The 1,767-nt window shown below is 51.9% G+C and carries 2 protein-coding genes; both read right to left on the reverse strand.

What is annotated here, in order from left to right:
* Positions 1-219: PfkB family carbohydrate kinase (locus UCI88_RS01860; RefSeq protein ID WP_330023942.1), on the reverse strand; the 219-nt coding region annotated here is incomplete at its 3' end.
* 25 nt (positions 220-244) lie between these two features.
* Entirely contained in the window at positions 245-1,738 is a 1,494-nt protein-coding gene (locus UCI88_RS01865; protein ID WP_256179687.1) for a UxaA family hydrolase, read from the reverse strand.
* Positions 1,739-1,767: the final 29 nt, after the last annotated feature.

The following is a 1,767-nucleotide window of genomic DNA, read 5'->3' on the forward strand; positions in this document are numbered from 1 at the left end:
CTTGGAGATATACGATACGTTGTTTCCCAAACGAGCCATGCCGACAGCATAGTTCAGTTCCGCCCCGCAGACGTGGCGGGAAAAATGTTCCACCGATTCCAACGGCCCCGCTTCTTCGGCGATGAGAAGCCCCATCGCTTCACCAATAGTAAGCACATTCTTCATTTTGATTCCTCCATAAGATATAAATGAACCGCTACATAGAATGCAACGGTTCATAATTGTCTATAATCTTCAATTTTTATTACAAAGTGACACCGTTTTTAAATATAGCCAGTTCGTGTTTATCCAAGGCTTCCGATTTTGCCAAAACACGTCCCGACGCTACATCGAGGATATATTGGAACAGGCGGTCGGCTGCAGCTTCCCGCGATTCGCCCTCGGCAATCGTACCGGCATTGAAATCGATCCAGTTCTTTTTGAATCCCGCAAGTTTACTGTTGCTGGAAATCTTGATCGTCGGTACCGGGCAGGCAAAGGGCGTTCCCCGTCCCGTCGTAAAGAGGACCATGTGGGAGCCGGCTGCCGCCAAGGCATTGGCCGCTACCAAGTCGTTGCCCGGAGCCTGCAAGAGGTTCAGGCCTTTCTTGGAAACACGATCGCCGTAAGAGAGGACGTCTTCGACCAGTGCCTGGCCGCCTTTCTGGACGCAGCCCAGGGACTTATCTTCCAACGTCGTAATCCCGCCGGCCTTATTGCCCGGTGACGGATTTTCATTGATCTTTTCGCCGTAGTTTATGAAGTATTCTTTAAAGTTGTTTACCAGCGCTACGGTCTTATCGAAGACTTCTTCGTTCCGAGCCCGGTTCATGAGCAGCGTTTCAGCACCGAACATTTCCGGCACTTCCGTCAGAATCGACGTGCCGCCGGCTGCGATGAGACGGTTCGAGATTTCACCGACCAGGGGATTGGCCGTAATGCCCGAAAAACCGTCGGATCCACCGCACTTCAGGCCGATCGTAAGCAGGGAGGCATCGCACGGTTCCCGGTGGAATTTAGCAGCATAGCTGCACAGTTCTTTGATGATTTCCGTGCCGGCTTCGATTTCATCTTCAACTTCCTGGCAGATGAGGAACTTGACCCGGTCCGGATCGTAGTCACCGATGACTTCCTTCATCAGGCTGATCTGGTTGTTTTCACAGCCAAGGCCCAGGACCAGGACGGCGCCGGCATTAGGATTGTGAATAAGACCACTCAATACCTTCTGGGTATGGAGCTGGTCGTCACCGAGCTGGGAGCAACCGTGGGGATGACTGTACGAATAGATGCCGTCGATGTTGTCCGTCTTATAGACCTGGGCCGCATTTTCAATAGCTCGGGCAATGTTGTTGACGCAGCCGACGGTCGGAATGATCCATACTTCATTGCGGATACCGGCCTGACCATCCGTCCGTTTATATCCCAGGAATTCGTATTTTTTTTCACTTTCCAAAGGCGGACGCTGGGCCTTTTCCGGTTCGTAGGTGTAATCCAGGAGGTCGCCCAGTTTACTTTGGACGTTGTGGGTGTGTACCCAGGAACCCTGGGGGATATCCATCTTTGCGGTCCCGATGGGGAAGCCGTATTTTACGACATCTTCGCCTTTTTTAATATCCTTGATGGCGATTTTATGGCCTGCCGGGATGTCCTGACAGACGGTGAAAGACGCTCCGCCGACGGTAACGCTGCTGCCCTTGGCAACAGCGTCGACAGCGACGGCTACATTATCATCAGCGTGTATCTGAAATACGTTCATCATAATCTCCTTATGCAGTCAATTCAGCAAGA

The sequence above is a fragment of the Megasphaera massiliensis genome (genome assembly GCF_036305205.1).
Lineage (GTDB): Bacteria > Bacillota > Negativicutes > Veillonellales > Megasphaeraceae > Megasphaera > Megasphaera massiliensis.